The sequence below is a fragment of the Alsobacter metallidurans genome, from assembly GCF_014636935.1.
Lineage (GTDB): Bacteria > Pseudomonadota > Alphaproteobacteria > Rhizobiales > Beijerinckiaceae > Alsobacter > Alsobacter metallidurans.
Window position 1 is genome coordinate 1,457,713 of sequence record NZ_BMES01000001.1, and the last position, 14,955, is coordinate 1,472,667.

The following is a 14,955-nucleotide window of genomic DNA, read 5'->3' on the forward strand; positions in this document are numbered from 1 at the left end:
CGTTCGCTCAGGCCAGCGAGCGGGTGACGATGTCCGATACATCCGGCGAGAGATCCGGGCGCGCCGCAATCCGGCGGAGCTCTGTTTCGGCCTTCGCCCGCCGGGTATGCTCCAGCGAGCGCCACGTCCGGAATGCGCCCAGAAGGCGGGCCGCGAGTTGCGGGTTCGCGCCGTCAAGCTGCAGCACGATGTCTGCCAGAAACGCGTAGCCGGCGCCGTCCGCACGGTGAAATTGCGACATGTTCGCCATGGCGAAAGCGCCCACGAGCGCCCGGGCGCGGTTGGGGTTGGCGAGCGAGAACGCCGGGTGGCTCATGAGGCGACGAACGCGGTCCAGCGTCGCGGCTTCCGGGATGGCGGCCTGCAGGCCGAACCATTTGTCCAGCACCAGCGGATCGCCCGCGAACCGCGCGCCGAACGCCTCGAGCGCGTCCTCGCGCGCGTCGCCGGGGTGTTGCGCCAGAATCGCCAACGCGCCGATCTGGTCGGTCATGTTGTCGGCAGCCGCGAACTGCGCCTGCGCGAGCGGGATACCGCGAGCCGGGTCGCCCGCCGCCAGGAGATCGAGCGTGGCGTTGCGAAGCGCCCGCCGCCCGGCGCTGGCCGCATCTGGGCTGTATGGGCCCTTATTCGCCAATCGCTCGTAGGTCGCCGCCAGCGTGTCGCCAATCTGCGAGCCGACGAATGCGCGCAGCGCTTTCCGGGCGTGCAGAACCGCGTCGGGATCGATGTCGCGGCCGAGCTCGCGGGCGACGTCGGCTTCGCTGGGCAGGGCCATCACCTGCGCCGCGAAGGCGTGGTCGTCGACGCCGAGCAGGAGTTCGCCGAGCGCCTGCGCAAACGCAACGTCGAACACGGGTGCGCTCTGGCTGCGCAGCGCCTCGACCGCCCGAACCATCAGCCGCATCGCATATCTTTGCGCCGCCTGCCAGCGGTTGAACGGATCGGCGTCCCGGCTGAACAGCGTGAGCAGGTCCTCGGGCTGCAATTCCTGCTCGAGCCGAACAGGCGCTGAGAAGCCGCGCAGCAGCGACGGCACGCTGTGGGGCGGGATGTCCGCCAGGGTCAGGCTGTCCGCCGTGCGCTCCAGCACGAAGAGGCCGTCATCCAGCGTCTCCCCGGTCACTGTGCGAAGTGGCGAGACCTCGCCCTGCGGGCTGACGACCCCCAGCCGGATCGGGATGACGACCGGTTCCTTGTCGTTTTGGCCCGGCGTCGGCGGCGTGCTCTGGGCGAAATCGAGCCGCAAGGTGCGGGCGGCTGCGTCATAGGCTGTGCGCACCGCGACGCTGGGTGTGCCGGCCTGTCGGTACCACAGCGAGAATTGGGACAGGTCGCGCCCGCTGGCTTGCGCAAAACAGGCCAGGAAATCCTCGATGGTGGCCGCCGCGCCATCGCAGCGCTGGAGGTAGAGATCCATGCCGGCCTTGAAGGTCGTCGCCCCGAGCAGGGCCTTCAGCATGCGGATCACTTCGGCGCCCTTTTCGTAGACGGTCGCCGTGTAGAAGTTGTTGATCTCCCGGTAGGCCGACGGCCGCACCGGATGGGCCAGGGGACCGGAATCCTCCGCGAACTGCTGCGCTCGCAGCGTCCGCACGTCCGCGATGCGCTTCACCGGGCGCGAGCGCTCGTCCGAGCTGAATTCCTGGTCGCGGAAAACCGTCAGTCCCTCCTTGAGGCAGAGCTGAAACCAGTCGCGGCAAGTGATTCTGTTGCCGGTCCAATTGTGGAAATACTCGTGAGCGATGATGGCTTCGATAGCCGCGTAGTCGGCGTCCGTGGCCGTCTCGGGGCTGGCCAGCACGTATTTGTCGTTGAAGATGTTGAGACCCTTGTTCTCCATCGCGCCCATGTTGAAGTCGGACACGGCGACGATGTTGAACACGTCGAGATCGTACTCGCAGCCGAACGCCGTCTCGTCCCACCGCATGGAGCGGATCAGGGCGTCCAGCGCGTAGCCGGCGCGGGCCTCCTTGCCGGGCTCCACATAGATGCCCAACTCCACCTTACGGCCGGACATCGTCGTGAACTCGCCCCCGATGCGGCCGAGCTTGCCGCCCACGAGGGCGAAGAGGTAGCAGGGCTTCGGGTGCGGATCCCGCCAGACGGCGAAGTGCCGGCCGTTCGGCAGGGTCCCGCTCTCCACCGGATCTCCGTTGCCCAGCAACACCGGAGCTTCGGCTGCGTCCGCCTCGATCCGGGTGGTGTAGACCGCCATGACGTCGGGCCGGTCGAGGAAATAGGTGATGCGGCGGAAGCCCTCGGCCTCGCATTGCGTGCAATAGACGCCGGAGGACCGGTAGAGCCCCATCAGCTTGGTGTTGGCGGTGGGATTGATCCGGGTTTCCATTGTCAGCCGGAAGGGCCGCTGCGGCGGCGACAGCACCGTCAGGCCGGTCGCCGAAATCTCGTAAGCCGTAGGAGCGAGCGGCAGGCCGTCCAGGGTGATGGACAACAGCTCCAGTTCGTCGCCGTCGAGCCGCAACGCCGCGCCCGCTACGCCGGCCGGATTGGGCCTAATGCCAAGCTCCGCGCGGACGACCGTCGCCGTCGCGTGCAGCCGAACGTCCAGCGAAACCGTGTCGATGAGGTAGTCCGTCGGGCGGTAGTCCTCAAGGCGAACGGGTGTGGCGGCGTCGGTGCGCATGGGCTTGGAGTCCGGCTGAAAGGGCGCCTGTTATCGGGCGCCCGCCCGCTCGCCACAACCCCGCAGCGGCGGCGTCACGCGCCCGGCAAGGCGGGCTCCGGGGTCGATGCGGCCGGTGGCGTGGCGTTCGGGCGCGGAAAAAGCCCGTGGGGATCGGAGAACACCTGGAAGGTGTCGCTTCGCGCCAGCGCGACCAGCGTCAGCCGGTGCTCGGCGGATAGCCGCACCGCCAGTCCCGTCGGCGCCGAGATGCCGGCCAGCGCCGGGATGCCGGCCGCCAGGCATTTCTGCACGAGTTCGAAAGAGATGCGGCTCGTCATCACGCAGAAGCCCTGGTCAGCCGGAATGCGATTGCGCGCCAGATGGCCGATCAGCTTGTCCAGCGCGTTGTGGCGCCCGACATCCTCGCGCACGGCCAGGATCTCGCCGTCGGGCGTCGCGAAGGCGGCCGCGTGCACCGCGCCGGTGTCGCGGTTCAAAGTCTGCATCGGGTAGAGCGCGTCCATGGCCTTGAAGATCGCCGGCCCGCTGATCTGCGGCCGGGCCTTGATCGGCCCGAACCGGCGCACCGCCTGCTCGAGCTCGACGATGCCGCAAATCCCGCAGCCCGTCTGGCCGACGAGGTTGCGGCGGTTCTCCATCAGCGCTTTCTGGCGGTGCGTCGGGATCATCGCCTGGGCGAGCAGCCCAAGCGTGATCGGACGCACGATGATCTCCTCGATCTCGTCCGGGCTCTCGATGATCTGCTCGGTCAGCGAAAAGCCGACCACGAAATCGTCGATGTCGAGCGGGCTCGCCATCATGACGGCGTGCGCAAGCCCATTATACGTGATCGAAACCGGCACCTCGGCCGCCAGCGCGCGGCCTCGCTCCTGCACGGAGCCGTCGCGCGCCACCGCGAGCGTCTGGGCCTCCAGGCGCGGGGGAGGGGGCTCCGAAAGGATCTCGATCTCGTCCTCTTCGCTCACCAGCGTGGTCCTTCGCGGGCCGGCCGGGGCTGTCCGGCGGGCAATCACGCCTATAACTTAGGGCGATCTGCGCCGGGCCGCCATGCAGAGCGGGGGCTTTCCCCTCCGGGCGACCCGGGGAATGATCCCGCCAGGATTAAACGAGACCCCACGAGGAGCAAATCCCATGGAATATCTGCACACGATGGTGCGCGTCGGCGACCTCGACAAGGCGCTCGATTTCTACTGCGCCAAGTTCGGCCTCGTCGAAGTTCGCCGAATCGACAACGAAAAGGGCCGGTACACACTCGTGTTCCTGGCCGCTCCCGACGACGTCGAGAAAGCCAAGGACACCAAGGCGCCGCTGCTCGAGCTCACTTACAACTGGGACGAGAAGGAATATGCGGGCGGACGCAATTTCGGCCATCTCGCCTACCGGGTGGACGATATCTACGAGACCTGCGACCGCTTGATGAAGGCCGGCGTGACGATCAACCGCCCGCCGCGCGACGGCTACATGGCGTTCATCCGCTCGCCCGACGGCATCTCGATCGAGCTGCTACAGAAAGGCGAAGCCAAGGCGCCGGCCGAGCCCTGGAGCTCGATGCAGAACACGGGCAGCTGGTGACAAAGACCGCTCGCGCCCAGGCGCAGTCGGGTCTCATCACTTAAGGACGATGGCCAGCCTTGCGCGAAGGCTGGCCATCGCTGGATTAAAGCAGCAACCACAAACGGGGGGCGCGCGTGCACGCCAGGGAATTCGGGCGACTGGGCGATGAAATCGTCCATGAGATCACAATCCGGTCGGAGGCCGGGGCCGAGGCCAAGATCCTCACCTGGGGCGCCGTGGTGCGCGACATGCACGCGCCGCTGCCCGGCGGCAAATCGCAGCGGGTCGTACTCGGCTTCGACCGGCTGGAGGATTATGTCGCGCATTCGCCCCACATGGGCGCGGTCGCGGGTCGTTACGCCAATCGCATCGCCGAGGGCCGCTTCACGCTGGACGGCGTTTCGCATCAGCTCGACCGCAACGAGAACGGGCGCAACGCGCTGCACGGCGGAGCCGCGGGCTTTGGCAAGCGGCTCTGGCGCCTCGGCGCTGCCGACGAGAGGTCCGTCACGCTGACGCTCGTCTCGCCGGACGGCGACGGCGGTTGTCCCGGGCAGGTGACGACCACCTGCGTCTACCGCCTGGTGGAGCCCGCGACCCTGCGGGTGGAGCTCACCGTCACCACGGACGCGCCCACCATCGTGAACCTGGCCCAGCACACCTACTGGACGTTGGATGGAGCCGCCTCCGTGCTCGATCACGAGCTGCAGGTGTCGGCTGACTTCTACACGCCGGTCCGCGACGACCAAATTCCGACGGGCGATATCCTGTCCGTCGCAGGCACGCCGTTCGATTTTCGCCGGTCGCGGGTGCTGCGCCAACCAGGGGAGGGCGGCGCGCCGTTCAAGCTCGACCACAACTTCGTTTTGTCATCTGCGCGCCCGTCGCCGCACGAGCCGCTTCGGCATGCGGCGACTCTCCGTTCGGCGCAAACCGGGCTGGCGCTCGAACTCCATACGACGGAGCCCGGCGTCCAGGTCTATGACGGCTGGAAGATCGACCTTTCGGTCGCAGGGCTCGACGGCCAGCGCTACGGCGTGAACGCGGGGCTCTGCCTCGAAGCGCAGGTCTGGCCGGATAGTCCGAACCAGCCGCACTTTCCTGATCCGACATTGCGGCCGGGGGAGGTCTACACCCAGGTCTCCGAATACCGGATCGCCTGAGGAGACGCCATCATGGCCGGCGTGTTGTGCGTGGGCTTCGCCGCGCAGGATTACGTGTTCGCGGTGGACCGCATTCCGACGTCGCCGGAAAAACACCGCGCCCATGGGCTTGCGGTGGTGGGTGGCGGCATCGCCGCGAACGCGTCGGTGGCCGTCGCGCGGCTTGGCGGAACCGCAATGCTGGCCGCGCGCCTTGGCGACGACGCGGTCGGCGACGAAATCATCCGCACGGTGGAGCGCGAAGGGGTGGATTGCTCCGCCGTGTTTCGGGGCGCGGGCATGCGGTCGCCCCTGTCGTCCGTGATCGTCGATGCGGCCGGCGAGCGGCTCGTTCTCAGCTATGAGGACCCGCGTATGCCGGAGGCGACGGGCGTCATCCCGGACCAGCTTCCTGCGGGCATTTCGGCCGTGATGTGCGACACGCGCTGGGAAGCCGGCTCGGCCAAGGCCTTCGCGGCTGCGCGCGCATCCGGCGGCGTCGGCGTCCTGGACGGCGATCGCGCGCCGCGATCCCGTGGTCTGGTTGAGAGCGCCACGCATGTCGCTTTTGCGGCGCAGGCGCTGCGCGAACTGACCGGCTGCGAGGACCTGGCCGTCGGTTTAGTGCAGGTCGGCGCCGGGGCGGCAAACTGGCTCGCCGTCACGGATGGGCCACGGGGCGTGCTGTTCCTGGAAGCGGGCGAGGTGCGTCATGCGCCGGCGTTCCCGATCCAGGCAGCCGATACGCTCGGTGCCGGCGACGTGTTCCACGGCGCCCTCGCATTGGCGCTCGCGGAAGGGCGCCCGGAGGCGGATGCAGTGCGGTTCGCGTCGGCGGCTGCAGCTATCAAATGCACCCGTTTCGGCGGCCGTGACGGTGCGCCCAGCAGGGCCGAAGTCGACGCTTTTTTGCGAAAGACCGAATAACCGTCACTTCAGGTCCGAGCTGTAATGGAGGTCGTCTGTGAGGCAGTGGCTGACGCGCCACTCGATCACGGACCCGTCGAGCCCATACGCAATCCGGTCCACCAGAAGCGCCGGCGTCCCAACCTTGGCCTCCAGCAGCAGCGCCTCGCCCTCCGGCAGCGCCACCGCCTTGAGCCGCTCGTGCGCACGCGCGACCGTAACGCCATAGCGCCGCGCATAAAGGCCGTAGAGATTGTTTGGCGCTTCCGTATCGGCGAAACCTGGAAACAGGGCCGCCGGGATCACGATGCGCTCCGCGATCACCGGGCGTCCGCCGATCGATCGCACCCGATGGATGCGAAACACCTCGGTCCCCTGCGGCAGGCTCATTGCCTTCACGTCCTCGGCCGTAGCCGTGCAGGATCGCGCCGACACCACGCGGCTTTCCGGAAAGGACGCCTCGCCCGAGTCGCCGACCAGCTTAAAGAACTGAAACAGGATGCGGGCTTCGTCGTGCTCCGCCACGAAGGTGCCGCGGCCTTGCCGGCGCACCACCAGGTTGTCGGCCGCCAGCGAGTCGAGCGCCTTGCGAACGGTCCCCTGGCTCACGCCCATGTCGGCTGCAAGCTCGAATTCGCTGGGCAGCATCTCGCCCTCGGCCCAAACGCCTTCCACGAGCCTCCGCACCAGAGTGTTGCGAACCTGGGCGTAGAGCGGCGGTTGTGGCGCGCGCTCACTGAAACCAGACTTGTTCGAGTCGGCCATTATTGACACCCAATCCCGCGCACCATCCTATGGCCCGCCAGAAGCTGCGGTTCACGTGCGACGCCTATAAGGCTCCGCTCGAGGTCTTCCTTATCCTCTGGCTAGAGATGGGAACTGCTCGCCACAATTCTACATTCGCCTCGGTTTGAGACGATCAACGCGGCCCGCGAACACAAGCCTCCGGTCCATGCAATCTGCATATCTTCGGACGTCAAAAGATGTACGGCGTGTCCGCGCAAGACGGTATCCGAGTTCAAGAGTTCCCAAGTTCATGCTCCCCCGCATTTTCGCTTCCGCAGCTTCGGTGCAGTTTACCAGAGGCCAGCGCCATGCTTTGCCGCTGCGCTCCGCGCAAAAGCCTTCCGCTTCCCGACGATTGATTGCAGGCGTGCGGTGGAAGCGAGTTGTGTGGCTGCTGGATGACGCGTGTAACTGGCAGTCGACTGCCTTCCGCATCCCGGCTTGCTGCGCCCGACGCATCCTCGGTCAAGCAGCCATCGTCGCGAATTACCTTGGCAGTCGTTGCCGCGGCATTCTGACGCATCACTGTTTCGGACGCGCCAAGACGCAATCGCGGTTTTCCGCGCTTTGTTTGGCCCCCAATATCCGCCGGGCAAGCTGACCATGAGGCCCAACGAAGTGTCCTTTCAGTCGTCCCGATTGGGCCTCGCCCTGCGCGCCTCCATGCCTGGAGTGGCGCTCTCGCTGCTCGTCGCGCTTCTCGCATCGGCCGGCGAGCCGTTGGTTTCCCGGCTGGTTGGAGGTTTTAGCGGGCGGCCCATCACGATCCCGGCGGTCGTGCTGGCTCTCATTATCGGCATGGCCCTGCATGGGCTGGCGCTCCGGCCGACCTTCAAACCTGGCCTGGCGTTCAGCGGGAAGAAACTGCTGCGGATCGCGATCGCTCTGCTTGGGTTCCGGGTGGCGCTGGGCGACATCGTCGCGCTCGGCTGGTCGACGGTCGCGATCGTGATCGTCGCCATGGTGGCCACGCTGGCGAGCGGCATGGTTCTGGCCCGTATGCTTGGGCTGGGCGAACCCTTCGGCGCGCTTGCCGGCGGCGCAACGGCGGTGTGCGGCGCCTCGGCCGCGCTCGCGACCGCCACCGTGTTGCCGGCCTATCCGCGCCGGGACGCCGACACGGTGTTTACGGTCGTTGCCGTCAATACCCTTTCAACGCTCGCGATGGTGGTCTACCCGGCCTTGGGCCCGCTGATGGGGTTCGACGACCGCACGACCGGCATCCTGCTGGGCGCCACCATCCATGACGTCGCCCAGGTGGTGGGCGCAGGATTTTCGGTGTCGGAGACGGCCGGCGATGCGGCCGTGATCGTGAAGCTGTTTCGGGTCTTTCTGCTCCTGCCAGTCGTGCTCGGGATCGGCTGGTGGTTTGCGGGGCGCGGCGGTTCCGCCAGCAACGCCAAAACGCCCGTGCCGGTTTTCGCGCTGGCGTTCCTCGCGTTTGCGCTCCTCAATTCCGCCGGGCTCGTGCCGGCGCAAGTGCGGACGGCCGCCGTCTGGCTGTCCGGATGGGGACTTCTGGTCGCAATCGCGGCCTTGGGGCTCGGAACATCCATCGGAGCCCTGCTGCGCGTGGGTTGGCGAACCATCGCGGTGGTTTGTGGAACGACCACGGTGATCCTCTTGGTCGCGCTGGCCGGACTGAAGCTGGTCCACTGACGTCGGCGCTGGAATTGCGCATTCTCGGCGGGACGCGCGCCCGTGGGGGCTTCTGCGGGCGCGGGACTTGCTCCATCATGACCGAATGAAGCTGACCACCCATGTTCTCGACACCGCCGCGGGGCGACCCGCCGCCGGCGTGCGTGTGATCCTCAAGCGTTTGAGCGACGGCGCCGTCCTGGCCGACGCTTTTACCAACCAGGACGGGCGCCTCGACCAGCCGCTGATCGCGAGCGAATCAGCGGAGCCTGGTCCGTTCGAGCTCAGCTTCCACGTCGGCGACTATTTCCGTGCGGCAGGGGTGCGGCTGCCCGAGCCTGCCTTCCTGGACGTCATTCCCCTGCGTTTCGCCGCGGCTGAGAACGCCCATTATCACGTGCCTCTGCTTGTCTCGCCCTTCAGCTTCTCGACCTATCGGGGGAGCTGAGCATGACGAGGAGTTCGATCCGCTTCGTGCGGCGCGGGCGGGTGGTGCAGGTCGATGATTTCGCGCCTCGGACCACGTTGCTGGACTGGCTCCGGATCGAGCAGCGGCTCGTCGGAACCAAAGAGGGCTGCGGAGAGGGCGATTGCGGCGCCTGCACGGTGGTGCTCGGGCGCGAGCGCGACGGCAAGCTCGTGTATGAGCCCGTCAACGCCTGCATCCTGCTGCTCGGGCAGATCGACGGCGCGAAGCTGATCACCGTCGAAGATCTGGCCCCCGGGGCCGCAAGCGGTTCCAAGGAACTCCATCCCGTCCAGGCCGCGCTTGTGGCGCGGCATGGCTCGCAATGCGGGTTCTGCACACCCGGCATCGTGATGAGCCTGTTCGCGCTCTACCACGAAGGCGTGAGGCCGGTGACCCGCGAGGCGGCCTGCGACGCATTGGCCGGCAACCTTTGCCGGTGCACCGGCTACAGGCCCATCATCGACGCCGCGCTGGATGTGTGCGCCGAACCGGCCGCGGACGGTTCCGACGCTCGCGCAGACGCGACGCTGGCGATGTTGCGGCGGCTCGACGACGCGCAGGACGTGTTCGTCGGCGACGAAGACGCGTTTTTCGCCGCGCCCGCCAGTGAGGAGAGTCTTGCGGCGCTGCTGGCCGAACATCCCGAGGCCACCCTCCTGGGCGGTGCGACTGATGTTGGCCTCTGGCTGACAAAGGCGCTCGCGCCGCTGCGCAAGTTTATCTGGCTGGGCCGCGTGCACGGCCTTGGCGACATTCATGACAGCCCGGAAGTGCTGGCGCTGGGCGCCACCGTGTCGCACGCGCGCGCTCTCGAGCCGCTCGCGGCCATCGACCCCGATATTGGCGAGGTGATGCGTCGCTTCGGCTCCAATCAGGTTCGCGCGTCGGGCACGGTCGGCGGCAACATCGCCAATGGCTCGCCCATCGGCGACCTTGCCCCCATGCTGATTGTGCTGGGCGCGCATCTCGAGCTGCGCGGCGGCTCCGAGCGCCGCACGTTGCCGCTCGAGAACTTCTTTCTCGCCTACCGCAAGCAGGACCGTCGAAAGGGAGAGTTCATCCGCAGCCTTCTCGTGCCAAAGCCGGGGCCGGGCGATCATGTCCGGGTGTTCAAGGTCACCAAGCGGTTCGACGAGGACATTTCCTCGTTGCTGATGGCGATGCGTGTGACCATCCAGGGGGAGCGCATCGTGATGGCGCGCGTGGCGTTCGGCGGCATGGCGGCGACGCCCAAGCGGGCGCTTGCGGTCGAGACCGCCCTGTTGGAGCAGCCGGTGAACGACGGCGCCTCCTGGGCGGCGGCCGGCGAGGCCCTCGCCAGCGACTTCGCCCCCCTCGACGATCATCGTGCGTCCGCGGCCTATCGGCTGCAGGTCGGCAAGAACCTCATCGTCAAGGCGCTCGCCGAGATCGCCGGCGCGCCGAGTTCCGCCACCCGCATCATCGGCCATCGGGAGACCGCCCATGCGGCCGAATAGCTTTTCGGACATGTCCGAAGCGCCGCTGCGGCACGTTCGCCAACCGCTGCCGCACGATTCAGCCGCCAAGCACGTGCAAGGGTCGGCCGCCTATATCGACGACCTGCCCGAGCCTGCAGGCTGCCTGCACATCGCGATTGGCGGGTCGCCCATGGCGCGCGGCTCCCTTATGGCGGTGGGTCTGGAGCGGGTTCGGGCCATCCAGGGCGTGGTCGCGGTGCTGACGGCCGCCGACATCCCGGGCAAGAACGACATTTCCCCCACGTTCGACGACGAGCCGCTGCTGGCCGCCCGAGAGGTGATCTTCCACGGCCAGCCCGTGTTCGCCGTGGTCGCCGAAACGCGAGACGCCGCGCGCCGGGCGGCGCGCCTCGGCGCGCTCACGATTGCGCAGGAGAAGCCGAGCGTTACGGTCGAGGACGCGCAGGCGCGGGGCGAAACCGTGCTGCCCGACTACGCGTTTCAGCGTGGCGACGCCCCGGCAACGATCGGCGCGGCGCCGCATCAACTCGCCGGCACGTTCCGAATTGGCGGGCAAGAGCATTTCTACCTCGAAGGGCAGGTCGCTCTGGCGATCCCGGGCGAGGACGGCTCGATGCACGTGCATTCGTCCACCCAGCACCCAACCGAAATCCAGCATGTCTGCGCCCGGGTGCTCGGCGTTGCTGACGCACTCGTGACAGCCGAGGTGCGCCGCATGGGCGGCGGCTTCGGCGGCAAGGAGAGCCAGGCGTCGCAATGGGCCGCCATGGCGGCGCTTGCCGCGCGCGTCACGGGCCGGCCCTGCAAGATCCGCCTCGACCGCGACGACGACATGGCTATGACCGGCAAGCGGCATGACTTCCGGGTCGATTACGCGGTCGGCTTCGACGACGACGGCCGCATCCAGGGTGTCGAGATGGCGTTTCTCGCGCGCTGCGGGTGCTCGGCGGATCTGAGCCAGGGCGTGGTGGACCGCACCATGTTTCACGCCGACAGCTCCTATTTCTTGCCCGAGCTGATCATTGGCACGCGCCGACTGAAAACCAACACAGTCTCCAACACGGCCTTCCGGGGCTTCGGCGGCCCGCAGGGCATGCTCGCGATGGAGCGGATCATCGACCAGATCGCATGGCGTCTCGGCCGCGATCCGCTCGATGTGCGCAAGGCGAATCATTATGGCCCGGAGCGGGACGTCACGCCCTATGGCATGACTGTTGAGGATCACGACGTTGGCGCCGCCATCCTCGAGCAGCTCGAGGCGAGCAGCGACTATCGGGCCCGGCGCGAAGCCATTGCGGCGTTCAACGCCACGTCGCCGATTCTGCGCAAAGGCATTGCGCTGACACCGGTCAAGTTCGGCATCTCGTTCACGCTCTCGCACCTGAACCAGGCCGGCGCCCTGGTGCATGTCTACTCAGACGGGTCGATCCAGTTGAACCACGGCGGCACCGAGATGGGGCAGGGGCTCTATCAAAAGGTCGCCCAGGTGGTCGCCGAGGAGTTCGGCGTTGGCATGGACCGTGTCCGCATCACCGCGACCACGACCGACAAGGTGCCGAACACCTCGCCTACGGCAGCGTCCTCCGGGTCAGACCTGAACGGCATGGCGGCGCAGATCGCTGCGCGCCAGATCCGCGAGCGGATGGCCGTGCTGGCCGGCGAGCATTTCGGCGTGCCCGCCGCCGAGGTGCAGTTCCGGGACGACCACGTCTTCGCCGGCAACGAGAGCGTCTCCTTCGCGGAACTCGCCAAGCGCGCCCACATGGCCCGGATTCACCTGTCCGCGGCCGGGCACTACGCGACGCCGAAACTTCATTGGGATCGTCCCAACGGCCAAGGTCGGCCCTTCTTCTATTTCGCTTACGGGGCGGCTTGCGCCGAGGTGGTGATCGACACGCTCACGGGCGAAAACCGAGTGTTGCGCGTCGATATCCTCCACGACGTCGGGCATTCGCTGAACCCGGCGCTCGACATCGGGCAGATCGAGGGCGGCTTCGTGCAGGGCATGGGCTGGCTCACCACCGAGGAACTCGTCTACGATAAGGACGGCCGCCTGCGCACACACGCTCCGTCCACCTACAAGATCCCGGTGGCGTCTGACATGCCGGCGGACTTCCGGGTGACGTTGTTCGGTGGAGCCAACCGGGAGGAGACGATCTATCGCTCGAAGGCGGTCGGCGAACCCCCGGTGATGCTCGCGAACGCCGTGTTCGGAGCCATCGCGGACGCCGTTCAATCTTTGGCTCCGGGGCGCCCCGTCGTGCTGGATGCGCCGGCCACCCCGGAAGCAATTCTAAAGGCCGTGCAGGCAGTTGCGTCGGCGGGTTGAATCGCGCGCGCAGCCGCTTGAATCAGGATGTGAACTGCAGGAACCGTGACCCTCATCTGGACCCGACTGCTGGAAACCATCGATACGCAGGGCTCCGCCGCGCTGGTGAGCGTGGTCGCTGTGCAGGGCTCCGCGCCGCGTGAGGCCGGCGCGCGCATGGTCGTGCGTCCTGATGGCGGGTTCTGGGGCACGGTGGGCGGCGGCGAACTCGAGTGGCGCCTGCTGCGCGATGCGAAGGCCACCTTGGGCGCTGAGGCGCGTTCGACCCTGGTGGGGGACTGGCCGCTCGGGCCCGATCTCGGGCAGTGCTGCGGCGGTCGGGTCAAAACCTGGGTCGAGACGTTTGCCCGCGAAGACAGGGCCGAGATTGCGCGTTTCGCCGAGCTCGAACCAGGGGGCCCGTTCCACCTGGACGCCTTGCTCGGACCCGATGGGCGCATTATGCGCAAAGTCGCGGTAGACGCTGCGCAGTCGGTTGCGGTGGTGCGCGAACGGTATGGAGAGGACCGGACGCCCTTACTCTTGTTCGGCGCCGGCCATGTAGGGCGCGCGCTGGCGCAGGCGCTGGCGCCTTTGCCGTTTCGCTTGCGGTGGATAGACTCTCGCGAGGACGCCTTCCCGGCCATCATTCCCCAGAATGCCGAAGCGCTTGTCACCGCGGATCCCGTCCAGGCGGTCGCAAACGCGCCGGCGGGCTCGCTCGTCATGGTCATGACCCATTCCCATCCGCTGGATCTGGCCGTCACGGCGGCGGCGTTGGGACGAACCGATTTGGGCCCCGTCGGCCTGATCGGGTCGGCGACCAAGCGGGCCCGCTTCCTGGCTCGGTTGAGGCAGGCGGGCGTTTCGGAGGCGACGCTGTTGCGGCTCAACTGCCCCATCGGTGTCGAGGGCGTCAGCGGCAAGGAGCCCGCCGTGATTGCGGCCGTTGCGGCGGCGCAGCTATTGCAATGGCGGGAGGCGCAGGATGCCGCCCGCATCCAGACAACCAGCGTGGCGGCGTCATTCCGGCCGCGGCGGATATCGGGGGAACGCGGATGACACTGGATTCGAGCGACCACGGCTTCCTGAAGCGCGCGGTCGACATCGCTTACGACCACATGCGCTCCGGCGAAGGCAAACCTTTCGGCGCTGTGCTCGTGCTGAATGGCAAGCCGTTGGCCGAAGGCTGGAACTCGGTTTTCGCCTCCAAGGACCTGACAGCCCATGCCGAGCTGATGGCGATCCGCCGCGCGTCCAAGGTGCTCGGCCACGGCGATCTGAGCGGCTCGGTGCTCTATGCGTCCGGGGAACCCTGCCCGATGTGCATGGGGGCCATGTATCTCGCCGGCGTTGCGCGCTGCTTCTACGCGACCACATGGGAGGAGGCGAAGGCGATTGGGGTCAAGAGCGAGGAGATCCGCGCCGAGTACGAGAAGAGCCCGGCCGAACGGCGCATTCCGTGCATTCATGCGCCCATGCCGGAGGCGAGCGCCGCCTTCGAGGAGTGGCTCTCCCGCGCCGGTTGATCTCCCATTTCCAGGACCGCAGATGATTGCCCAAGACGATCTTGCTCACCTCGGACGAGCCGTCGCGCTCTCGCGTGAGCGCATGGAAGCCAATCTCGGCGGCCCATTCGGGGCCGTGATCGTTCGGGACGGCGCCGTGCTCGCGGAAGGCTGGAACGAGGTCACGTCCACAAACGACCCCACCGCCCATGCGGAAGTGACCGCGATCCGGCGCGCGTGCCAGGCCGTTGGTGATTTCAGCCTCGCCGGAGCCACCCTCTACACCAGCTGCGAGCCTTGTCCGATGTGCCTCGCATCAGCTTATTGGGCACGCATTTCCCGCATCGTCTACGCGAACACGCGCGACGAGGCCGCCGCCATCGGTTTCGACGACGCCTTCATCTATGACGAGATGCCGAAGCCGCCGGCCGAGCGCGCCATCGCGATGGAGCATCGGCCGACGGCCGAGGCGACCGCGGCCTTCGCGGCCTGGATGGCGAAGCCGGACAAGATCGAATACTGACGGACGCAGGG

At 67.4% G+C, this 14,955-nt stretch carries 13 protein-coding genes; 10 read left to right on the forward strand and 3 right to left on the reverse strand.

The window, feature by feature from the left end:
- Window positions 1–7: 7 nt before the first annotated feature.
- Window positions 8–2,647, reverse strand: a complete 2,640-nt coding sequence (gene pepN / locus IEV99_RS06475) for an aminopeptidase N (protein WP_188516858.1) — start codon at window positions 2,645–2,647, stop codon at window positions 8–10.
- 74 nt (window positions 2,648–2,721) lie between these two features.
- Window positions 2,722–3,615 carry a formate dehydrogenase accessory sulfurtransferase FdhD gene (fdhD, locus tag IEV99_RS06480; RefSeq protein ID WP_188516859.1) on the reverse strand — a complete coding sequence of 298 codons (894 nt, stop codon included), beginning with the start codon at window positions 3,613–3,615 and terminating at the stop codon, window positions 2,722–2,724.
- Between the two features lie 166 nt (window positions 3,616–3,781).
- On the opposite strand from fdhD, the gene gloA reads away from it, so the two are divergent.
- From gloA to IEV99_RS06495, 3 genes are all read left to right on the forward strand, one after another.
- A complete protein-coding gene (gene gloA / locus IEV99_RS06485) occupies window positions 3,782–4,222 on the forward strand; it encodes a lactoylglutathione lyase (protein WP_188516860.1) in 441 nt (146 codons plus the stop codon).
- Window positions 4,223–4,338: 116 nt separating this feature from the next.
- On the forward strand, window positions 4,339–5,367 hold the full coding sequence (locus IEV99_RS06490; protein ID WP_188516861.1) for an aldose epimerase family protein: 1,029 nt from the start codon (window positions 4,339–4,341) through the stop codon (window positions 5,365–5,367).
- Window positions 5,368–5,379: 12 nt separating this feature from the next.
- Complete coding sequence (locus tag IEV99_RS06495) at window positions 5,380–6,273, forward strand: PfkB family carbohydrate kinase (RefSeq protein ID WP_188516862.1); 894 nt, start codon at window positions 5,380–5,382, stop codon at window positions 6,271–6,273.
- 3 nt (window positions 6,274–6,276) lie between these two features.
- Here IEV99_RS06495 and IEV99_RS06500 read toward each other — a convergent pair whose 3' ends face one another.
- A complete protein-coding gene (locus tag IEV99_RS06500; protein WP_188516863.1) occupies window positions 6,277–7,017 on the reverse strand; it encodes a GntR family transcriptional regulator in 741 nt (246 codons plus the stop codon).
- A 624-nt stretch (window positions 7,018–7,641) separates the two neighbouring features.
- Here IEV99_RS06500 and IEV99_RS06505 point away from each other — a divergent pair.
- The 7 genes from IEV99_RS06505 to IEV99_RS06535 all read left to right on the forward strand — a co-directional run bounded on the left by IEV99_RS06505 (window position 7,642) and on the right by IEV99_RS06535 (window position 14,944).
- Window positions 7,642–8,697, forward strand: coding sequence for a YeiH family protein (locus IEV99_RS06505; protein ID WP_244643622.1), 1,056 nt, complete (start codon window positions 7,642–7,644; stop codon window positions 8,695–8,697).
- Between the two features lie 85 nt (window positions 8,698–8,782).
- Window positions 8,783–9,124, forward strand: coding sequence for a hydroxyisourate hydrolase (uraH, locus tag IEV99_RS06510; protein ID WP_188516864.1), 342 nt, complete (start codon window positions 8,783–8,785; stop codon window positions 9,122–9,124).
- Between the two features lie 2 nt (window positions 9,125–9,126).
- The gene (xdhA, locus tag IEV99_RS06515; RefSeq protein ID WP_188516865.1) at window positions 9,127–10,623 is read left to right on the forward strand and encodes a xanthine dehydrogenase small subunit; all 1,497 of its coding nucleotides are present in this window, start codon (window positions 9,127–9,129) and stop codon (window positions 10,621–10,623) included.
- Window positions 10,610–12,934, forward strand: a complete 2,325-nt coding sequence (gene xdhB, locus IEV99_RS06520; RefSeq protein ID WP_210318625.1) for a xanthine dehydrogenase molybdopterin binding subunit — start codon at window positions 10,610–10,612, stop codon at window positions 12,932–12,934. The genes xdhA and xdhB overlap by 14 nt, the downstream gene beginning before the upstream one ends.
- A gap of 45 nt (window positions 12,935–12,979) precedes the next feature.
- Window positions 12,980–13,975 carry a xanthine dehydrogenase accessory protein XdhC gene (gene xdhC / locus IEV99_RS06525; RefSeq protein WP_244643625.1) on the forward strand — a complete coding sequence of 332 codons (996 nt, stop codon included), beginning with the start codon at window positions 12,980–12,982 and terminating at the stop codon, window positions 13,973–13,975.
- Window positions 13,972–14,442, forward strand: coding sequence for a nucleoside deaminase (locus IEV99_RS06530; RefSeq protein WP_188516866.1), 471 nt, complete (start codon window positions 13,972–13,974; stop codon window positions 14,440–14,442). The genes xdhC and IEV99_RS06530 overlap by 4 nt, the downstream gene beginning before the upstream one ends.
- A 22-nt stretch (window positions 14,443–14,464) precedes the next feature.
- Complete coding sequence (locus tag IEV99_RS06535) at window positions 14,465–14,944, forward strand: nucleoside deaminase (RefSeq protein WP_188516867.1); 480 nt, start codon at window positions 14,465–14,467, stop codon at window positions 14,942–14,944.
- The last annotated feature ends 11 nt before the right edge of the window (window positions 14,945–14,955 follow it).

Bases quoted from the DNA above. Each gene is read 5' to 3' on its own strand.
- pepN (WP_188516858.1), bottom strand. From the start codon at position 2,647: ATGCGCACCGACGCCGCCACACCCGTTCGCCTTGAGGACTACCGCCCG.
- gloA (WP_188516860.1), top strand. From the start codon at position 3,782: ATGGAATATCTGCACACGATGGTGCGCGTCGGCGACCTCGACAAGGCG.
- IEV99_RS06495 (WP_188516862.1), top strand. From the start codon at position 5,380: ATGGCCGGCGTGTTGTGCGTGGGCTTCGCCGCGCAGGATTACGTGTTC.
- IEV99_RS06500 (WP_188516863.1), bottom strand. From the start codon at position 7,017: ATGGCCGACTCGAACAAGTCTGGTTTCAGTGAGCGCGCGCCACAACCG.
- IEV99_RS06505 (WP_244643622.1), top strand. From the start codon at position 7,642: ATGAGGCCCAACGAAGTGTCCTTTCAGTCGTCCCGATTGGGCCTCGCC.
- uraH (WP_188516864.1), top strand. From the start codon at position 8,783: ATGAAGCTGACCACCCATGTTCTCGACACCGCCGCGGGGCGACCCGCC.
- xdhA (WP_188516865.1), top strand. From the start codon at position 9,127: ATGACGAGGAGTTCGATCCGCTTCGTGCGGCGCGGGCGGGTGGTGCAG.
- xdhB (WP_210318625.1), top strand. From the start codon at position 10,610: ATGCGGCCGAATAGCTTTTCGGACATGTCCGAAGCGCCGCTGCGGCAC.
- IEV99_RS06530 (WP_188516866.1), top strand. From the start codon at position 13,972: ATGACACTGGATTCGAGCGACCACGGCTTCCTGAAGCGCGCGGTCGAC.
- IEV99_RS06535 (WP_188516867.1), top strand. From the start codon at position 14,465: ATGATTGCCCAAGACGATCTTGCTCACCTCGGACGAGCCGTCGCGCTC.